This window comes from Centipeda infelix ATCC 43532 (genome assembly GCF_000234095.1).
In the GTDB taxonomy this organism is placed as follows: Bacteria; Bacillota; Negativicutes; order Selenomonadales; family Selenomonadaceae; genus Centipeda; species Centipeda infelix.
The window spans coordinates 89,017-102,765 of record NZ_JH376800.1 but is presented as its reverse complement, the minus strand read 5'-3'; the positions used below and the strand labels follow the sequence as shown (position 1 = coordinate 102,765).

13 protein-coding genes, 2 tRNA genes and 1 other RNA gene are annotated in these 13,749 nt (G+C 57.7%); 2 read left to right on the top strand and 14 right to left on the bottom strand.

What is annotated here, in order from left to right; genetic code table 11:
- Window positions 1-91: 91 nt before the first annotated feature.
- From HMPREF9334_RS09335 to dhaL, 6 genes are all read right to left on the bottom strand, one after another.
- On the bottom strand, window positions 92-496 hold the full coding sequence (locus tag HMPREF9334_RS09335) for a rhodanese-like domain-containing protein (protein ID WP_039957496.1): 405 nt from the start codon (window positions 494-496) through the stop codon (window positions 92-94).
- A 35-nt stretch (window positions 497-531) separates the two neighbouring features.
- Window positions 532-1,290, bottom strand: coding sequence for a sulfite exporter TauE/SafE family protein (locus HMPREF9334_RS09330; RefSeq protein WP_006693222.1), 759 nt, complete (start codon window positions 1,288-1,290; stop codon window positions 532-534).
- An 80-nt stretch (window positions 1,291-1,370) separates the two neighbouring features.
- Window positions 1,371-1,445, bottom strand: a tRNA-Glu gene (locus HMPREF9334_RS09325).
- 7 nt (window positions 1,446-1,452) lie between these two features.
- Window positions 1,453-1,527, bottom strand: a tRNA-Glu gene (locus tag HMPREF9334_RS09320).
- A 68-nt stretch (window positions 1,528-1,595) separates the two neighbouring features.
- Window positions 1,596-3,071, bottom strand: coding sequence for a glutamate--tRNA ligase (gene gltX, locus HMPREF9334_RS09315; protein WP_039957495.1), 1,476 nt, complete (start codon window positions 3,069-3,071; stop codon window positions 1,596-1,598).
- Window positions 3,072-3,104: 33 nt separating this feature from the next.
- A complete protein-coding gene (gene dhaL, locus HMPREF9334_RS09310) occupies window positions 3,105-3,728 on the bottom strand; it encodes a dihydroxyacetone kinase subunit DhaL (RefSeq protein WP_039957556.1) in 624 nt (207 codons plus the stop codon).
- Between the two features lie 209 nt (window positions 3,729-3,937).
- Between dhaL and ssrS the strand changes: the two genes are divergently transcribed.
- Both ssrS and HMPREF9334_RS09305 read left to right on the top strand, forming a co-directional pair.
- Window positions 3,938-4,113: non-coding RNA, 6S RNA (gene ssrS / locus HMPREF9334_RS11805), on the top strand.
- A gap of 140 nt (window positions 4,114-4,253) precedes the next feature.
- Entirely contained in the window at window positions 4,254-6,737 is a 2,484-nt protein-coding gene (locus tag HMPREF9334_RS09305; RefSeq protein WP_006693219.1) for a cell division FtsA domain-containing protein, read from the top strand.
- A 38-nt stretch (window positions 6,738-6,775) separates the two neighbouring features.
- Here HMPREF9334_RS09305 and HMPREF9334_RS09300 read toward each other — a convergent pair whose 3' ends face one another.
- The 8 genes from HMPREF9334_RS09300 to HMPREF9334_RS09265 all read right to left on the bottom strand — a co-directional run bounded on the left by HMPREF9334_RS09300 (window position 6,776) and on the right by HMPREF9334_RS09265 (window position 13,745).
- Window positions 6,776-7,666, bottom strand: a complete 891-nt coding sequence (locus tag HMPREF9334_RS09300) for a lysophospholipid acyltransferase family protein (protein ID WP_006693218.1) — start codon at window positions 7,664-7,666, stop codon at window positions 6,776-6,778.
- 1 nt (window position 7,667) lies between these two features.
- Window positions 7,668-8,693 carry a UDP-3-O-(3-hydroxymyristoyl)glucosamine N-acyltransferase gene (lpxD, locus tag HMPREF9334_RS09295; protein ID WP_006693217.1) on the bottom strand — a complete coding sequence of 342 codons (1,026 nt, stop codon included), beginning with the start codon at window positions 8,691-8,693 and terminating at the stop codon, window positions 7,668-7,670.
- A 13-nt stretch (window positions 8,694-8,706) separates the two neighbouring features.
- Window positions 8,707-9,141: an OmpH/Skp family outer membrane protein gene (locus HMPREF9334_RS09290; RefSeq protein WP_006693216.1), complete on the bottom strand. Its 435-nt coding sequence runs from the start codon at window positions 9,139-9,141 to the stop codon at window positions 8,707-8,709.
- Window positions 9,142-9,181: 40 nt separating this feature from the next.
- Entirely contained in the window at window positions 9,182-10,237 is a 1,056-nt protein-coding gene (locus tag HMPREF9334_RS09285; RefSeq protein WP_006693215.1) for a hypothetical protein, read from the bottom strand.
- A 73-nt stretch (window positions 10,238-10,310) separates the two neighbouring features.
- Window positions 10,311-10,775: an OmpH/Skp family outer membrane protein gene (locus HMPREF9334_RS09280; RefSeq protein WP_006693214.1), complete on the bottom strand. Its 465-nt coding sequence runs from the start codon at window positions 10,773-10,775 to the stop codon at window positions 10,311-10,313.
- Window positions 10,776-10,859: 84 nt separating this feature from the next.
- Window positions 10,860-11,264, bottom strand: a complete 405-nt coding sequence (locus HMPREF9334_RS09275; RefSeq protein WP_006693213.1) for a hypothetical protein — start codon at window positions 11,262-11,264, stop codon at window positions 10,860-10,862.
- A gap of 50 nt (window positions 11,265-11,314) precedes the next feature.
- Entirely contained in the window at window positions 11,315-12,796 is a 1,482-nt protein-coding gene (locus tag HMPREF9334_RS09270; protein WP_006693212.1) for an ArnT family glycosyltransferase, read from the bottom strand.
- A gap of 16 nt (window positions 12,797-12,812) precedes the next feature.
- On the bottom strand, window positions 12,813-13,745 hold the full coding sequence (locus HMPREF9334_RS09265; protein ID WP_006693211.1) for a glycosyltransferase family 2 protein: 933 nt from the start codon (window positions 13,743-13,745) through the stop codon (window positions 12,813-12,815).
- Window positions 13,746-13,749: the final 4 nt, after the last annotated feature.

Genomic DNA, 13,749 nt, shown 5'->3' with positions numbered 1-13,749 from the left:
CCAAAGCTATGTGGAGGATTTGTCGACGAAGAGAGGGCAGAAAAGATGCGCCAAGATGACAGGGCTGAATTTATCAGGGCTTCCCAAATAATTATTTCTCAATCGCACCGTGCCAATCCTGAATACCGCCCATCTCGACAATATTTTTATACCCCATGTGGGCAAGGCGATTGGCAACATTCATACTGCGAATTCCCTTGACACAGTAAACGAAAATCGTCTGTCTGCGGTCAGGCAGTTCCCGCGGCGGCTCCTCGCCGAATTGATCCATCGGGATGTTGATCGCGTGCGGAATATGCCCCTCGGCAAACTCTTCCGGCGAGCGCACATCAAGGATCAGATAGTCCTGCGTCTTTTGCATGAGCACCTGTGCTTCATCCGCTGTAATTCGGCGGTATTTCGCCTGCTCCTTGCGTTCCTCGGGCGCTCCTCCATCACACCCAAGAATGGAAAACGCAACCGACATGAGCAGCAGAACTGCCAAAATCTTTCTCATAGATTCCCCCCCAATCCGTGCCGCAGTGCGGCAATCTATCGAAAGAATACCATAATCATCCCGCCGATTGTGGGCAGCGCCACAATCCAGAACCGAAGCACGGGCAGCGGTGCAAGATGTGTCAGCTTCGCTCCGAAGAACGAACCGACCGAGAGTGCAACAAGGGTCTGGATGAAGAGCCACGGCTCGAGCTGTCCGTACAGGATGTAGCCGATACCGCCGCTGATGGAGATCGGGACAATAATCATCATCGTCGTCCCGATCGCCTGCAAAAGAGGCACGCCAAAGATCACCATGAGCGCGATCTGGATGTATGCCGCTGAGCCGATGCCAAACGCACCCGAGAGGACACCGCACAGGAAGCCGACGGGCAGTCCGCAGAGATAAAGCCGCCGCCCCGTCAGCAGTTCCTCACGCACGGGGATCTGCCGTCCGAGCCACACCGCCTGATAGATCCGCAGATATAGAAGGAGTGCGCTCGAAAGCAGCATCACACCTGTAAACAGGCTGAGGTTCGGTGCCTCGATATGGTTCGACAGCACCGCACCGATCAGTGCACCCAACAGACCTCCTGTACCGAGCACCGCGCCCGTCAGCGGAACAACCTCACGCTCACGGTAGTGGCTGATCGCCCCCGAGAGTGTCGTGAACGCCATCGAACCAAGTGCGACGGCGAGTGCCTGATGAATGGGAACGCCAAAGCCGACGACGAGCAGTGTAATGATAACGCCGCTGCCGCCTGCTCCGACAAATCCGATGATCCCCCCCATGAGAAGCATCGATAAAAAGAGCATCGCAGCCTCCCTCGCAGACACGGAAAATCCCGAACCGCAAAACATAAAAGGAGCTGCATAGCAGCTCCTATCTATTACAATGGTGACGCCTATGGGATTCGAACCCATGAACCCGCCGTGAGAGGGCGGTGTCTTAACCACTTGACGAAGGCGCCGATGGATTGGTGACGCCTATGGGATTCGAACCCATGAACCCGCCGTGAGAGGGCGGTGTCTTAACCACTTGACGAAGGCGCCACTATGTCAACAGGAGATACTATATCATGGAATCCTGGAAAACGCAAGCATTTTTTTGCAGCCCACACTTATGCCGAAAGATGCGCAAGTGCCGCCTCAAGACGCCTAAGCCCCGCCTCTCTGCCAAGGATGGCAAGGAGCTCCGTCGCGCCGCCCGGCGTGACTGCCTGCCCTGCCGCTGCGATGCGCAGCACCCACATGACCGTGCCTTTCTTCCATCCCTCGCGCTCGATGCACTCCTCAAGCAGGGCATAGAGGAGACCGTTTTCCCAGTGCTCTGCGGGCAGTGCCGCAAGGATGTCAATAAGCACGGGCAGGAGTTCCTTTGCCGCTTCCGGCGTCACCTTGTTGCGCTTGTTTTCATAAAGGGCCGCATCGAACGGCGGTGTCTCAATGAGGAATGCAATCGCAGGGCGCACGTCGGAGAGCTTCGTCACGCGCGTGCGCAGGAGGCGGGCGATCGCCGGCCACTGGGCCTCCAGATGTGCGGGCAGATCCCCTGCATAGGGGCGTGCAGCAGTGGTGAACTCCGCATCCGACATTGCCTTGAAGTACTCCCCGCTCATCCAGCCAAGCTTGTCGTAGTCAAAGACGGCGGGCGACTTCGAGAGCCCTTCGAGCGAGAACGCCTCGATCAACTCATCCATCGAAAAGACTTCCTGATTCGTCGTCTTCGGATTCCAGCCGAGCAGCGCAACATAGTTCACAATCGCCTCAGCGGGGTACCCCATCTTTACGAGATCGTCAAAGCTCGTCGCACCGTGCCGTTTCGAGAGCTTGCTCGTCCTGCCCGTCTCGTCATCGCGTCCCATGACGGGGGCGAGGTGGACGAACACGGGAGCTTCCCAGCCAAACGCCTCGTACAGGAGTACGTGCTTCGGTGTGGAGGTGATGAACTCCGTGCCGCGGATGATATGCGACACCTTCATCAAATGGTCGTCGATGACATTTGCAAAGTTATACGTCGGCATTCCGTCGCGCTTGAGGAGCACCTGATCCTCGAGCTCCGTGTTCGGGATCGTGACATTTCCATGCAGGACATCGTAGAATGTTGTCTCACCAACGAGCGGCATCTTCTGACGAATGACATATTCCTCACCGCGCGCGAGATGTTCCTCCACCTCGGCGGGACTAAGGTCGCGGCAGGTACGCGGATAGCCGCCAAACGACTTCTCGCCGTCCACAGGCTCCGCCTCCTCCGTATGATTACAGAAGCAGCGGTAGGCGTGTCCGCTTGCAACAAGCCGCTCGGCGTATTCCTTGTAGATCTCCATGCGCTCGCTCTGAACGTAGGGCCCATAGTCGCCGCCGATCTCATCGGGTCCCTCATCCGGTACGATTTTCGCCGCATCGAGGGTGCGGCGGATAAAGTCCACTGCATCCGCAACGTAACGATTCCGGTCAGTATCCTCAATTCGCAGGATAAAAGTCCCGTCATTTGCACGCGCAAAGAGATAGGCATAGAGCGCCGTGCGCAGATTGCCGATGTGCATATAGCCCGTCGGGCTCGGTGCAAAACGGGTGCGAATCTCCGTAGTTGTCAACGTATATTTCCTCCAAACTGCAATGCTCTAATCTCAGCCGCGCAGATAGCTGCACAGCGCGCGGAACATGATGAGCGAGCTCATCGCACCCGGATCCTCGATGCCGATGCTGCGCGGGCCAATGAGTGCCGCACGGCCACGACGCGCCGCAATCGTCTTCGTGTACTCCGCGCCCGCACGTCCTGCATTCAGCGCGTCCTCAAGACATTCGCGCAGACTCTTGCCATCCGCATTCTCCGCGCGGAACGCGTCGCGGATCGGAATGAGCGTATCGAGCATCGTCTTGTCTCCACGCTCGGCACGTCCGCGCCGCTGGATCGCGTCAATGCCCGCCGTGAAGAGTTTCTCAAAGCTGTGCACGTCGAGCCGCGTCTTGTCATTCACTGCCTCACTCGCACGCACGAAGGCGATGCCGTAGAGAGGTCCCGCCGCGCCGCCGACATTTTCGATGAACGCACGTCCAATGTAATGGAGGACATCCTTGATCGGCGCATCAGGCGGCAGCTCCGCCAGACGCTCCTCCGCCGCCGTAAAACCACGTGCCATATTGAGACCGTGATCCCCATCTCCGGTCTTTGCATCCACTGCCGTGAGATAATCTTTCTGCGCCATAATCGCGGTAATGACTGCACCAACGGCATCCCGTACGTTTGCCATCTCCATCGCCCCATCTTTCCCTGTAGTTCAACAATTCCATATTCTCATATCTATTATAACACGGGATTTTCCCGAGGAAAAGAGGTCGCGCACATTTCGATGAAGTTTTCCGAAAAGACAGATTTCAAATTGTTCCATCAAATTGTTCTTCCTGCATTTGTCAAGTCTTGCAGGTCGATTTTTTTTATGCTATCATAATGGACAAGAAGGTGAGCCTTAGGTGTGCGTGTGCCTTAGCAATGTCTAACCTACAGATCTTTCAGGGAATCCGAATTGATTCCGGTGAACGCGATGCTCATCGCGAGAACGCGGCAGCCGGACTTAGGGTACCCACCTGCTTTACGCAGGTATAGACATATAAGTCATACGGCATTTCAGACCCCTCTCTTGTGGTCAGAGTGGAACTGCCCCCGCGGCGGCTCTGTTCTGACCTTTTTGTATGCGCTGCATGGCAGGATTTTTTTAAAAAGAAACGAATAAATATAATGTTATACATTAGTTGACAAAGGATCAGGAGAGATTGACATGACGGATCCGGATAAAACAAACGAAGAGATCAACGGGGATGCACCTTCCAAACGCCGAGGACGCCCCAAAAAACGTGTGCAGGAGGAGTTGGCGGACACGACGGCAAAAAGACGCGGCCGTCCGAAAAAAAGTGAGACAACGGGCCGTCCGACTACGGTGCAGCGCGAACGGCCCACGGAACTGGTCTTCGCGCTGGACATCGGCACACGCAGTGTCATCGGCATTGTCGCCGAACAGCGGGAGGGACTCCTCCACATCCTCGCCACGGAGCGCATGGAGCACAAGACCCGTGCCATGCTTGACGGGCAGATTCACGATGTGCCACAAGTCGCCGCCATTATCCGTGAGGTCAAGCGCCGGCTCACCGAGCGCACGGGAACACTGAGCAATGCCGCCGTGGCGGCTGCGGGTCGTGCACTCTACACCATGACCGCTGATGCGGAGCAGGACATCACGGGCACGATCACCCCCGCACAGCAGCGCGACCTCGACTTTGCCGGCGTACAGGCAGCGCAGAAAAAACTCGCGCACTCACACACCGTCGACGATCCGACACGCTACTACTGCGTCGGCTACAGTACGATCCGCTATGAGCTCGACGGCAATGAGCTCAAGACGCTCGTCGGACAGCGCGGCAGACACGCAAAGGCAACCGTCATTGCAACCTTTCTCCCACGTCAGGTTGTCGACTCCATGCAGTCCGCGCTGCGCGAGACACATCTTGAAATGCGCGCACTAACCCTTGAGCCGATCGCGGGCATCAACGTCCTCATCCCGCCGACGATGCGTCACCTCAATCTCGTCCTCGTCGATATCGGCGCGGGTACCTCCGACGTTGCCATCACACGCGGCGGCTCTGTCATCGCCTATGGTATGGTGCCAATGGCAGGCGATGAGATCACCGAGGCAATCTCGCGTGAGTACCTGCTCGACTTCAACATCGCCGAGGACATCAAACGCAAGGCGGCGGACGGACAGGATGTCTCGTTCACGGATATCCTCGGTATGAAGCTTTCGCTCAGTGCCGATCAGGTCCTCACCGCGATCAAGCCGAGCGTAGAACATCTCGCGACGGCGATTGCAAAGCAGATTTTGGAACTGAACGGCGAGGCACCGCAGGCGGTCATGCTTGTCGGTGGCGGCGCACGCACCCCCATGATGCCGGAGCTCGTGGCGGGTGCCCTCGGCATTCCCGAGGGCCGCGTTGCCGTACGGCAACCCGACGAGGTAGACGGCGTTGCGGATCTGCCCGCCGAGCTCCACGCGCCCGATGCAGTCACGCCGCTCGGTATCCTCAAGATCGCCTCCATCAATACACTGCACTTCCTCGCTGTCTGGATCAACGACATCGAGTACAGTCTCTTCAACTTCCGTGAGCTCAACGTCTCCGATGCCCTGCTCGCCGCCGGCATCAGTCTGCGGAAATACAACGGCCGCCCCGGCATGGGCCTGATGATTACCGTGAACGGCGAGCGGCGCAGTTTCCCGGGCACGATGGGTACGCTCGCACAGATCACAATCGACGGTAAGAGCGCAAGCCTCGATTCCCCCATTCACGATGACTGCCGGATCAAGCTCGTCGCGGGCGAAAACGGAACACAGCCCGAAATTCGTCTAAGCGAAATCGTCGGCACGATCGATGGCTACACCGTCATCCTCAACGGGGAGGAAACAACCGTCGCAGCGAGCATTCTCGTCAACGAGAGCGTGCCCGACGGCGATCCCATTCTGCGTGACGGCGATGTCATTGTCTCGCGCCGCGAGCGTACCCTCGGTGAGGTGCTGAGGGCGGAGCACCTCCCACCCACGGGACGGCGCATCTCCTATACGTTGAACGGAGAGGCACGCCGCTTCTCCACTCTGCCGAAAATCACGCTGAACGATGCCCCTGCACCACTCTCCACCATGCTGCACGAGGGCGATGTCATCGAGTACGAGGAGACCGCGATCCCGACCATCGAAACTGTCCTCGACCTCTCTGCAGCCGCCTCCTACGCAACCATCACCTACGAGGGCAAAGAGCATCAGGTGCCCGCCTCCGGTTTCTCGCTTACCATCAACGGTCACAAGGCATCGCCGGGATCGGTGGTCGAGGACGGAGCTGTCATCGCCTACCAAAAGGGAACGGGCACAGCGAACGTCAGCGAGGCACTGCTCGCCGTCGGCTTCACCCCGCCGCCCGCAACGAGCCGCGTCACCTTCACCCTCCTCGTCAACGGTGTCAAGGCGGACTTCACCAGTCCCATCCATACGGGTGACACATTGGAGGTTGCATTCACACCGCTCGAAACCGCAGGAGCAGCCGCAGCGAAATCCTCAGTAGATACTCCCGCAGCGAGTGCCATCCTCTCCGGCATCGCTGCACGCACTGCGCTGCCGCAGAGCGGTGCAGATACCGCACCGAAAGAACCCCAGACACCTCCTGCCCCCGCACAAAGCGGCGATAACATTACCATCGACGACCTCATGCGTTACGATTGACCCCAACAGCAAAAAGAGTGAGCCATGAAGCAAATGCCTCATGGCTCACTCTTTTCGTCTGCTTTCTCCCGCAAAGATTTCCAGCGGTCATGCAGCCAAAACCATTCCTCTGGGTATCTGCGGATCCAGTTCTCAATGTGCATGCTCACGGTCTGTGTTACGCGCCTGACATCCGCCGCACGGTCGTCTGTTTTTTCGACCATGATGCCCTGTTCAACGGTGACGGTATGATGTCCGTTCGATTCGCGGTGAATGAACACGGGAAAAATCGGTACGCCGCACCGCCGTGCAATCGCCGCCGCCCCCGTGAATGCGTTCGTCGGCTGCCCGAAGAAGTCAATGATGACACCGTCGCGCAACGATGGATCTTGGTCGCTGATCAGCCCGATGATCCAGCCCTCGTCGATCATACGGAACACCTCGCGCACACCAGAGCGATAGGTGACGTGCATACCGACGAGCGTACGATACTCATTGATGAAGCGATCCATCCCCGCCGAGCTCTGCCGCTTCGCAACACCCACCACGGGGAATCCCGCCGAGGCGAATGCACCGCCCATGAGTTCCCAGTTGCCGCTGTGCGAGGTGGCAAAGATCGCCCCGCGTCCATCGGCGACAGCCGTGCGCAGCTCCTCCACCGCCCCCGTAAGTGTGACATACGCACTCATGCGTGGGTGCATAACAGGGAAGCGCAGCACCTCCATAAGCATTGGACCGAAGCGCAGACTGCTCGCGCGTGCAATACGCTCCGCCTCCGCATCCGAAACGCCGAGACAGCGCGTGACCTGCTCCTTGGCGAGTACCTTGCGGCGCGCGGGGATGAAGTTCCACGCAAGCCACGCCACCCCCTCACCGAATGCCATCGCCGCACGATGCGGCAAGAGGCAGATGAGGAAGCTCAGAGCTTTCATCGCATAGTAGGAGAACATCTCAGCCCTTCCCGCGCAGATCCGCGAGCTCCTTTTCGAGAGATTTTATTTTTTTCACCATCTCAGGCAGACGGCGAATCGCCGCCTGTACGCGCAGCCACTCCGTATGCGGCTGCACGGGAAAGCCCGCACAGAAGACGCCCTCGGGCATATCTGCGATGATGCCGGAGCGTGCGGCATAGACAGAGTTCGCGCCGATATTGATGTGCCCGACCGTACCGACCTGCCCGCCGAACGTGACATTGTGTCCGACCTTCGTCGAGCCGGAGATGCCCGTCTGTGCAACGATGAGACAGTTCGCACCGATATTGCAGTTGTGTCCGATGTGCACAAGGTTGTCGATCTTCGTGCCCTTGCCGATGACAGTCGCACCGAGCGTCGCACGGTCGATACCAACGTGAGCCCCGATCTCCACATCGTCCTCGATGATGACACCGCCAACCTGCGGCACCTTTGTATGTACGCCCGCCTCGGTCGTAAAACCGAAACCGTCCGCGCCGATCACGGCGGAGCTGTGAATCGTGCAGCGGGCACCGATGCGGCAGTGTTCGCGCACGGTCGCGCTTGGATAGACGACGGTGTGGTCGCCGATCACGCTGTACTGCCCGACATAGGCATGGGGATAAATCGTCACGCCCGCACCGAGCACCGCATAGTCATCCACATAGGCATAGGGCAGGATGGTCACGCCCTCCCCGATCTGCACACCGCGCCCGATGTACGCATCATCACTCACACCAACAGCGTGCTCGATGGGCGGAACAAAGATGGTCAATAGCTTGGCAAACGCAGCTTTCGGATCTGCAACGAAAATCACAGAGCCATCAAAACCCTCCGTCCCCATCGGCAGGAGGAGTGCCCCCGCCTTTGCGCCCGTACGCGCCGCCTCGATGTGCGGCGGAACGGCAAAGGCGAGATCATCCGCGCTCGCCTCATCCAGTGCGGCAAGCCCACGAATCACACGTGTACCGTCCCCACCAACGGTACCGCCGACAAGCTCTGCGATCTCATTGACTGTCTTTTCCATGCTCCTGCCCCTTTTATTGGAGTTTGCCAATCACTTCATCCGTGATATCCACACCGCCCGTGAGGACACTTGGCTGCTTCTTGGTGCCGCTGTCAAGCACAATATCCAATTTTTTCTCTTTGACAATATCCTGCACGGCGACATCCAGCTTCTGTTGGAGCTGGATCGTATACATCTGATTGAGCCCCGCCATCTTGCGCTGTGTCTCCATCTGGAGCTGCTGCGCCTCCTCGGTCGTCATGTTCGGTGACGCCTCGAACCTCGCCTGTGCCTCCTGCTGCGCCTCCATGAGTTTTGCGTTTGCCTCATCAATCACTGCTTTGATCTGTGGTGCCTCGGTCTGCACACGCGTACTGTCAACCGTACCGATATGCACCTGACCGCAGCCCGCCGCGAAGAAACTTGAGGTAAGAAGGACAGCCGCAGCCGCCTTATTGAGATAATTCATCTGTCAATTAGTCCTTTCATGAGTATCGAAATAAATTGCTTCATTTCTGTGCGGCAGCCGTAATGCTCTGCATCTCGCGCACCATCTCGTCGGTCACATCCCGCGCCGTGTTGCTGATGAGTGGAGCATAACGGCGTACATCGAACGGATTGCGCTCGAAGAGAAGTGGCGACCCACTCTCCTCGGGGCTGGCGAGAATGAGCGAAAAATGATACTGAAGGGCAAGCTTCGCCGCACGGCTGCGCACATCGCGCAGAATCTCAGCCTCCAGAGCGTCCGCCTCGGCACGAACGGCAGCAAGGCGTGCGGCACGCTGCGTGAGCACAGACTGACCTTCGTGTGCATCAACGGCGCGCTTCATCTGCGCTTTGTTGCGCTCCTCCACCTCTTGTTTGAGACGCTCCGTCGCCGCTTTCTGTGCCTCCACGGTCTCCTGTGTCTGCTGCATCCACGCAGCCTGCCGCGGTCCGATTTCTGCGGCGACACGCGCCCGAATCTCCTCCTGCCACCGACGGTAGAGTTCCATCTGGCGCGCACCGCGTTCACGTTTCAGAAATTCACGTTCTTCTTCCCACCGGGCGCGCTCCCGGGCAAGCTCCTCCTCCGAAGGATTTGGACCGTGCATCGCGCGCTGATTGTCAATCTTGAGGTTGATGTTCAGAATAGCGTTCAGATAGTCATCGTCAATCGCCTTTCTTTGCGCCTCATAGTCCGCCTCCGTCGCCTTGCGGATTGCCTCGGTCAAATTCTTCTGCTCGCGTTCAAGTTCGACGCGTGCCGAGACAACGGTCAGCGCGTTCTTCTGCCAGACGGAGTCCGCAAAAGGTGTATCATCCGTCTTGGGTGGCTCGATTTCGGGCAGCTTTGGGAGATTACGCAGGAGCAATGTAAGCGTCTGCTCCTCGGCACGCAGTTCGCGCAGATGTGCATAGGAGGGGTGCGCCGCGAGCACCTCCGCGATCCGCATTGTTCCGATCTCACTCTCCGGCATCGGTGCCTCGGGTGTGGGTCTGAGGAACAGCGCGGCGAGGAGAGCGATGATGCATACAGTACCCGCAAGGATTTCCCTGCGCCTTGTCTGCCATAGTTTCTGCACAGCCGGCCCTCCTCCGCTTACAAAAATGTACCGAGCAGAGCTCTGCCCGGTACATATGCGCATTTCCTACGAATTACTTGCTCAGCTGCTTGACAACATCCTGCGTGATGTCCTGTCCGCCGTAGACCACTGCGCCCTTCTCGATGACAACCGAGAGCCCCTTCTTTTCGGCAACGCTCTTCACAGCGTCCTGGATGCTCTTCTCGATGGGCTCCATCAGCTCCTCGTTCTTCTGCTGGAGACGCTGCATCGTCTGCTGATAGTAGTCCGACTTCTCCTGGTCGTTCATATTCGCCGACTTTGCTTCAAAATCTGCCTGTGCCTCCTGCGAAGCCTTCTGCATCTCGGCGTTTGCCGCCGCAAGCTGCGGATGCTGGCTGCCGACTTGGCGATAATCCACAACGCCGACAGAGGATGTCGCCGCCGAGACGACTCCAGAGCCGCTCTGCGTGAGTGCAAGGGCAACCACTGAGCCGACAAAGACGACGGCGATGAGGATGCTGATAATCTTAACCTGCTTCTGCTGCAATTTGATCATGAATATATTCTCCTTTTCTATCCCATACGTTAGTATGATGACTGAACACTCCTATTATAGCAAAGAGCATCGTACAGTTCAATATTATTTTGTTGCGCGATGGGCGGACAGCGGTGTCTCCGAAAACTCCATGCTTGCGATCTTGGGACAGCTGAGCGGATTGTTCAGCCAATTCTCATGTGTAAAGGTCGCGTCCACAGTCTTGGGACCGTCCTGAAAGCGATAGGTGGAGCTGTAGACACCATCCACAATACTCTGCTGAACAAGAACCGCCTTGCCGTACATCGCCTCCAGATCGCTGAGACTCAGATCCGCACGGAGACCGTCAAAATTCTCCTTTGTGATGACATCCTGCTTATCACAGCTCCCCTGCAGTGCCCCGGGGCCCGGTGCGCGCTCCGCGGTCTTTGCACCGCCGCAGCCTGCAATAAGCATCGATGAAGCGGCAAAAGCCACAGCGACAAACCCAATTTTGCTGACTTTCATCATGACAATCCCTCTTTCTGATAGAACTCTCTAAAATACGTCTCCATCATACACTATTCTGCAGATTCATTCAAGGACATCGGCAAAAAAGGACGCCGATAAATGCGCAGTTTTGTCCGCCCCTCGTGCGGCAGTGCACCGAGCTCCTCCCATCCCAATGCCGCGAGTTTTTCCTCAAACGCCTCGAACGCATGCCGCTCTACGATGAGATACACCGTCCGATCCATGGGCAGCTCGTCCATCGGCAGAAACGGCATGACATTCTTGCTGTTCCAGCTCATCTCCTTCGGTGCGCGCTGCGCAATCTCCTCGCGCGTCGCGAGTGCATACATCGCGTGCCCGGTATAGTATGGTATGGTTGCGGTATAGTCGCCGTAGCAGACAAGAAGATCGTCTGCACGCATCGTCTGAGAGAGAATCGCCGCCGCACCCTTGCCGCTAAAATGCCCGTCACGCTCCGTGTAGTTCGTCACCACGAGTACCACGGCGAGATAGAGCCCCATCCCGACGATCGCCCCCGCCTTGAGTATACGCGGGTTGTGCGCGAGCAGACGTGCCGTAAGGATCGCCGTCGGCAGGAACGCCGGAAAACTGTATGTCGGGTACTTGGTCGCCATGCACTGAAAAAAGAGCGGCACAACAACCGCCCAGACGAGCAGGAAGAGAATCCGTACGTCGATCATGGGGCGCACGCGCCACGCACGGTAGAGTGCAAGAGGCAGTGCAAAGCTCCACGGGAACATCCCGATGAAGTAGATGCCGAGGTAGAAATACCAGACATTCCACTGCGCGTGCTCGGAGACCGTCGCACGCAGCACGTTGTGGATGCCGAGGAAGGTGTTCACAAAGTCTGCCCCGTGGGTAAGATACATATAGATGTACCACGGTGCGCAGACTGCCGCAAAGACAAGCAGCCCTGTCGGAATGCAGATGCGCCGCAGTGCCGAGAGATCGCGCGCCAGAGCGAGAAACACCAGGATGACAAGCCCCGGCAGGAGCAGACCGATGGGGCCTTTCGTCAGAACGGCAAGCCCCGCGCACGCATATGCGATGTAGAAATAGCCTCGCCGCTGCTCATAGTAGCCAATAAAAAACGCCGCAAGTGTCCCGCCGAAAAAGAGGAAGAGGCTCATATCCGTGAGAATGAGCTTTGCAAGCATGGAATAGAGCACGCCTGTCCCAAGGATAATCGTCGCCCAGAACGCCGTCCGCTCATTGTAGAGCCTCCGTGCAAAGGCATAGATCAGCCCAAGCCCCGCCGCCGCAAAGAGTGTAGGGAAAAACCGCGCGGCAAAATCCGTCACGCCGAACATGGAAAACGCCGCGACGAGCTCCCAGTAGAAGAAAATCGGCTTGTCGTACCAGTAGTTTCCGTAGATCTGCGGCGAAAGCCAGTCCCCCGCCGCCAGCATCTCTTTTGCCGTCTGCGCGTAGTTCACCTCGACGGGCGCAGTCACAGGAAGCGATCCGTTGCCCCAAAAATACAGCATCACGAGGCAGAAGATCGCCACAAAGCTTGTCAACCGCTCATTCATCACATTCCTCCCCCTGCTATCCGTTCCGACGGCGGTTGTCCTGCGCGATCAGATAGAGTGGACGATTCTTCACCTCTTGCAGAATACGCGCGATGTACTCACCGCAAACCCCGAGCATCATCATCTGCATCCCGCCAAAAAACAGACTGCACACAACAATCGTCGACCACCCCGGAACCGTCGCCCCACTCAGCGTCTCAAAGAGCACATGGAGAAAGAGCAGCACGGCGAGCAGTGCCGAAAGCAGCCCCGCATAGAACGCAATGCGCAGGGGCTGTACCGAGTAAGCGAGGATACCGTCGAGCGCAAACGAAATCATCTTGTGCAGGGAAAACTTCGAGTACCCTGCAAAGCGCTCATGCGCCACAAACTCCACCGTTGTCTTGCGGAATCCCATCGAACCGACGATTCCGCGGATAAATCGCGCGTGTTCGCGGTAGCGGCGCAGTGCGAGCACTGCCTTTCGATCCATCAGTCGGAAATCCGAACCGCCCTCGACGATCTCTACATCCGAGAGCGCATTGAGGAGACGATAGTAATACTTCGAGGTCAGCCGCTTGAAGAGTGAGACCCCCTCCGTCGTGAGACGTATGGTTTGAACGATCTCACAGCCATCCTCCCATTTGGCAAGGAGCACGGGCAGGAGTTCCGGCGGGTGCTGCATATCGCCATCCATCGTAATGACCGCATCGCCGTCTGCATGGTCGATTCCGCAGGTGAGCGCAAGCTGATGCCCGGAATTACGCGCGAGAAAGATCGACTGCACATGCGGGTCATGTGTGCCGAGTTCCAACAGAATCTCACGGCTGTGGTCGCGTGAGCCGTCATCGATAAAGAGAATCTCGTACGCATAGGGCAGCGTGTCCATGACCTTTTCCACGTTCTCCGTAAAATGCGCGATATTCTCCTCCTCGTTGTAGACCGGAACCACAATCGAAATCCGCTTCACCGTT